3 protein-coding genes and 1 pseudogene are annotated in these 4,750 nt (G+C 73.0%); 1 reads left to right on the top strand and 3 read right to left on the bottom strand.

From position 1 onward, the window contains the following. Positions 1-280 (top strand): annotated as a pseudogene (locus M878_RS98580) (hypothetical protein); the annotation flags it as partial. A gap of 52 nt (positions 281-332) precedes the next feature. Here the strand turns inward: M878_RS98580 and M878_RS83755 are convergent. From M878_RS83755 to cobT, 3 genes are all read right to left on the bottom strand, one after another. Then, positions 333-1,151, bottom strand: a complete 819-nt coding sequence (locus tag M878_RS83755; RefSeq protein ID WP_023552038.1) for a TrmH family RNA methyltransferase — start codon at positions 1,149-1,151, stop codon at positions 333-335. Positions 1,152-1,271: 120 nt separating this feature from the next. Next, positions 1,272-2,504 (bottom strand): uroporphyrinogen-III C-methyltransferase, encoded by a 1,233-nt coding sequence (gene cobA / locus M878_RS83750; protein ID WP_023552037.1) that lies wholly within the window; start codon positions 2,502-2,504, stop codon positions 1,272-1,274. Between the two features lie 174 nt (positions 2,505-2,678). Further along, positions 2,679-4,750 (bottom strand): nicotinate-nucleotide--dimethylbenzimidazole phosphoribosyltransferase (gene cobT / locus M878_RS83745; RefSeq protein WP_023552036.1); only part of this gene is annotated, 2,072 nt, incomplete at its 5' end.

The raw sequence follows: 4,750 nt of genomic DNA, 5'->3' as shown, positions 1-4,750 counted from the left end.
GCTGCTCGTGGCGCTCGGCATCGCGGTGGCACAGGGCTGCCAGGGTCCCGCGCGCGGGCTCGGCGACGACGACGGACGCCATCCGCAGCACGCCCAGCAGGACTCCCCGTCGGCGGGCACCGACCAGACGGCGTCCGATGGGCAGGCGTCGCCGGTGCCTGACCAGCCGATGTCCGGCGGGCACACGGCACCCGTTCCCGATCAGCCGGTGCCCGGCGGCCACACGGTTCCGATGCCGGACCCGCGCGAGTCGGTGCAGAGCCGGGACTTCGGGAGGTAGCCGGGGAGGCTGCGGGCAGCGGCCGGGGACGGGGGGAGCCGGGCGGGGCGGGTCAGGACTCGGGGCGGCCGGTGGCCACCGCGTAGAAGGCGACCGCCGCGGCCGCGCCCACGTTGAGCGAGTCGACACCGTGGGACATCGGGATACGGACCCATTCGTCGGCGGCGACCAGGGCCTGAGTGGACAGGCCGTCGCCCTCGGCGCCGAGCATCAGGGCCACCCGGTCCATTCTGTGCGGGGCGGCCTCGTCGAGGCTGCGGGCCTTGTCGTCCGGGGTGAGCGCGAGCAGCGTGAAGCCGGCCTCCCGGACCGACTCCAGGCCCTTCGGCCAGGTCTCCAGACGGGCGTACGGCACCGAGAACACCGCGCCCATGGACACCTTGACGCTACGGCGGTACAGCGGGTCGGCGCAGTCGGGTGACAGCAGGACCGCATCCATGCCGAGGGCGGCCGCCGACCGGAAGATCGCACCGATGTTGGTGTGGTCGTTGACCGACTCCATGACCACGACACGGCGGGCGGAGCGGAGGAGTTCGCCGGCCGTGGGCAGCGGCTTGCGCTGCATGGAGGCGAGCGCGCCGCGGTGCACGTGGTAACCGGTGACCTGCTCGGCGAGCTCGGGGTGCACGGCGTAGACCGGAGCGGGGAGTTCGTCGATGACGTCGCGCATGACGTCGATCCACTTGGCCGAGAGCAGCATGGAGCGCATCTCGTAGCCCGCTTCCTTGGCCCTGCGGATGACCTTCTCGCCCTCCGCGATGAACAGGCCCTCGGCGGGCTCGCGCTTGCGGCGCAGCTCCACGTCGGTCAGGCCCGTGTAGTCACGCAGGCGCGGGTCGTCGGGATCCTCGACGGTGATGAGATCGGCCACAGGGTGATACTGCCTTGTCCTGGGTGTCGTGCCAACGGCTGGGAACGGGTGCGTTACCCCGGGTTACGCGTGATCAATCCACGGGTGATCCGGCGGCGAGGGGGCTCGGGCGACCGGAGATCAGGCGAGCGGCTGCGGGCCGACCGTCACGACGTCGCCGATGACGATGACCGCCGGGGGTTTCACGTCCTCGGTGCGTACGGTCTCGGCGACCGTGGCGAGGGTGGCGTCGACGCGGCGCTGGGCAGCCGTCGTGCCCTCCTGGACCAGCGCGACGGGGGTCGCCGGTGACTTGCCGTGCGCGACGAGCGTCTCCGCGATCTTCCCGATCTTGTCGACGCCCATCAGGATCACGAGCGTACCGGTGAGCTTGGCCAGCGACGGCCAGTCGACCAGGGAGCGCTCGTCGTCCGGGGCGACATGGCCGCTGACGACCGTGAACTCATGGGCGACGCCCCGGTGCGTGACCGGGATGCCGGCCGCGCCCGGCACGGAGATGGAGCTGGAGATGCCGGGGACCACGGTGCAGGGGATACCGGCCTCGGCGAGCGCCTGGACCTCCTCCATGCCGCGGCCGAAGACGAAGGGGTCGCCGCCCTTGAGCCGTACGACCGACTTGCCCTGCTTGGCGTGCTCGATGAGCGCGTTGTTGATGGCCTCCTGGGCCATGTACCGGCCGTACGGGATCTTCGCGGCGTCGATCACCTCGACGTGCGGCGGGAGTTCGGCGAGCAGATCGCGCGGGCCGAGCCGGTCGGCGATGACGACGTCCGCCTCGGCGAGGAGGCGGCGGCCGCGGACCGTGATGAGGTCGGGGTCGCCGGGGCCGCCGCCGACCAGGGCGACGCCGGGGGTTCGGGTGCGGTGGTGGGGGGCCACCAGGGTGCCGTCGCGCAGGCCCTCCACGACCGCGTCCCGGATGGCGGCGGTGTGGCGGGGGTCGCGGCCGCGTGCGTCCGTGGTGAGGACGGCGACGGTGACGCCCTCGCTGTGGCCGGTCGCGGGGGTCCAGGCGGTGGCCCGGTCGGCGTCGTCGGAGCGGACGCACCAGACGCGGTGGCGCTCCGCTTCGGCGGAGGCGGCGGTGTTCGCTTCGGGATCGCTGGTGGCGATGAGGGCGTACCAGGCGTCTGCGAGGTCGCCTTCGGCGTAGGGGCGCCGCTCCCAGGTGATCTCGCCCGCCTCGGCCATGGCCTCGACCGAGGGGGTCGCCTCCGGGGACACGAGGGTGACGTCCGCGCCGGCTGCGATCAGTGCCGGGAGGCGGCGCTGGGCCACGGTGCCGCCACCGAGGACGACCACGCGGCGGCCGGTGAGGCGGAGGCCTACGGGGTAGGCGGGGTGTTCGGCCATCGTGGTACGGCTCCTCTTGGGCGGCGGTGCGGTAGCCCTGACGTGCGGATTTTACGTTGGCGGCAGTGAAGGCGGTTCAGGTGTCCGGTGGCTGGGCGTCGCCGCCGGGCACGGACCCACCGCCATCTACAACAGGGGCCCGGCACCGCAGTCCCGGGCCCCTTGTGACGGCCGCTATTTCTCGGTGACCCCTGCCGAATCGAAGGTCGCCACCTCATGCATCGCCCTTGCCGTGCTCTGCACCAACGGCAGCGCCAGCAGGGCGCCCGTGCCCTCGCCCAGACGCAGGTCCAAGTCCACCAGCGGGCGCAGGCCCAGCTTGTTGAGGGCGGCGACGTGGCCCGGTTCGGCGCTGCGGTGGCCCGCGATGCAGGCCGCGAGGACCTCGGGGGCGATGGCACGCGCGACCAGGGCCGCGGCGCCGGCGCTGACGCCGTCCAGGATCACCGGCGTGCGGAGCGAGGCGCCGCCGAGGAGGAGACCGACCATGGCGGCGTGCTCGAAGCCGCCGATCGCCGCGAGGACGCCGATGGGGTCGGCCGGGTCCGGTTGGTGGAAGTCCAGGGCGCGCCGGACGACCTCGGTCTTGCGGGCCAGCGTCTCGTCGTTGATGCCCGTGCCGCGGCCGGTGACCTCCGCCGGGTCGGCACCCGTGAAGACCGCGATCAGCGCGGCGGACGCGGTGGTGTTGGCGATGCCCATCTCTCCGGTGAGCAGCGCCTTGTTGCCTGCCGCCACCAGGTCGCGGGCGGTCTCGATGCCGACCTCGATGGCCGCCTTGGCCTCCTCGCGGGTCATCGCGGGGCCGGTGGTCATGTCGGACGTACCGCCGCGGATCTTGCGGGGCAGCAGGCCGGGCGTGGCGGGCAGATCGGCGGCGACGCCGACGTCCACGACGCACACCTCGGCGCCGACCTGGTTGGCGAAGGCGTTGCAGACCGCTCCCCCGCCGAGGAAGTTGGCCACCATCTGGGCGGTGACCTCCTGCGGCCAGGGGGTGACGCCCTGGGCGTGCACACCGTGGTCGCCGGCGAAGATGGCGACGGCGGCGGGCTCCGGGATGGGCGGAGGGCACTGCCGGGACAGCCCGGACAGCTGCGCGGAGATGATCTCCAGCATGCCGAGCGCGCCGGGCGGCTTGGTCATGCGCTTCTGCCGCTCCCAGGCCTCGCCGAGGGCCTTGGCATCGAGCGGGCGGATCTGTGCGACGGTCTCGGCAAGCAGGTCGTGGGGTTCCTCTCCGGGCAGGGCGCGGCGGCCGTATGTCTCCTCGTGCACCACCCAGGACAGGGGGCGGCGCTTGGACCAGCCGGCCTGCATCAGCTCGGGCTCGTCCGGGAACTCGTCGACGTACCCGACACACAGGTAGGCGACGACCTCCAGATGCTCGGGCAGGCCGAGCGCGCGGACCATCTCCCGCTCGTCGAAGAAACTGACCCAGCCGACGCCGAGGCCTTCGGCGCGGGCGGCGAGCCAGAGGTTCTCCACCGCGAGCGCCGAGGAGTAGGGCGCCATCTGCGGCTGGGTGTAGCGGCCGAGGGTGTGGCGGCCGCCGCGGGTGGGGTCGGCGGTGACGACGATGTTGACCGGGGTGTCGAGGATGGCCTCGATCTTCAGTTCCTTGAACTGCTTGGCCCGGCCCTTGGGCAGCGACTTGGCGTACGCCTCGCGCTGTCGCATCGCCAGTTCGTGCATCGTCCGCCGGGTCTCGGCGGAGCGGATGACGACGAAGTCCCAGGGCTGCGAGTGGCCCACGGAGGGCGCCGTGTGGGCGGCCTCCAGGACACGCAGCAGCACCTCGTGCGGGATGGGGTCGCTGCGGAAGCCGTTACGGATGTCGCGGCGTTCGCGCATGACCTTCAGGACGGCCTCGCGCTCGGCGTCGGCATATCCGGGCGCGGCGGGGCCGGTGGGTTGTGCTGCTTCCGCCACGGCGGCCGTGCTCTCTTCTTCCTGCTCTTCCTGATCGGCGGCCCTGGTCTGCAGGTCCTCCGCTTGCTGTACGACATCGGGGGCGTGCTCCCCTCCCGTTGCCGCGGGTGCGGTGACCGGCTCGCCTTCGCGCGGCGCGGGCACCATGGCCACCGGCTGCTGTGCGTCCTGCGTGGGCAGGACCAGGGGCTGCGGCGGGGTCGGCGCCAGGTGCGGGGTGGTGGGCACCTGGCCCTCGACCGGCACGAACTGCCCGAGGGGCTGCTCCGGGTCGGGCGCCGGCGGCGCGCTGGGCGGCAGCGGTCCGGTCTGCT

The organism is Streptomyces roseochromogenus subsp. oscitans DS 12.976, from assembly GCF_000497445.1.
GTDB classification, from domain to species: Bacteria; Actinomycetota; Actinomycetes; order Streptomycetales; family Streptomycetaceae; genus Streptomyces; species Streptomyces oscitans.
This window is presented reverse-complemented; position numbering and strand designations above follow the sequence as displayed.